Here is a 735-nt window from a genome sequence, read left to right as displayed (position 1 = left end):
CCAATCTCGACTATGCTCAATACTCGTGTGGGCTCTGTTGCAAAAATCGTGAAGCTTGAGCATGCTTGGCGGAGATTGGACGGACGGAACGATGACGGATTTCAAGTGGCGCCATTTCCAGGGTGATGTGATCCTGTGGGCGGTGCGCTGGTATTGTCGCTATCCGATCAGCTATCGCGACCTTGAGGAAATGCTGGCGGAACGCGGCATTTCGGTCGACCATACGACGATCTATCGCTGGGTCCAGTGCTACGCCCCGGAGATGGAGAAGCGGCTGCGCTGGTTCTGGCGGCGTGGCTTTGATCCGAGCTGGCGCCTGGATGAAACCTACGTCAAGGTGCGGGGCAAGTGGACCTACCTGTACCGGGCAGTCGACAAGCGGGGCGACACGATCGATTTCTACCTGTCGCCGACCCGCAGCGCCAAGGCAGCGAAGCGGTTCCTGGGCAAGGCCCTGCGAGGCCTGAAGCACTGGGAAAAGCCTGCCACGCTCAATACCGACAAAGCGCCGAGCTATGGTGCAGCGATCACCGAATTGAAGCGCGAAGGAAAGCTGGACCGGGAGACGGCCCACCGGCAGGTGAAGTATCTCAATAACGTGATCGAGGCCGATCACGGAAAGCTCAAGATACTGATCAAGCCGGTGCGCGGTTTCAAATCGATCCCCACGGCCTATGCCACGATCAAGGGATTCGAAGTCATGCGAGCCCTGCGCAAAGGACAGGCTCGCCCCTG

General features: G+C 59.0%; 1 protein-coding gene. It reads left to right on the top strand.

What is annotated here, in order from left to right; all coding sequences use genetic code 11:
* Positions 1–91 precede the first annotated feature (91 nt).
* On the top strand, positions 92–735 hold a 644-nt coding region (locus GV764_RS17950; RefSeq protein ID WP_032234057.1), incomplete at its 3' end, for an IS6-like element IS6100 family transposase.

It is taken from the genome of Atlantibacter hermannii (assembly GCF_009907385.1).
Lineage (GTDB): Bacteria > Pseudomonadota > Gammaproteobacteria > Enterobacterales > Enterobacteriaceae > Atlantibacter > Atlantibacter hermannii_A.
The sequence above is the reverse complement of the archived record's forward strand: the minus strand, read 5'-3'. Positions and strand labels throughout refer to the sequence as shown.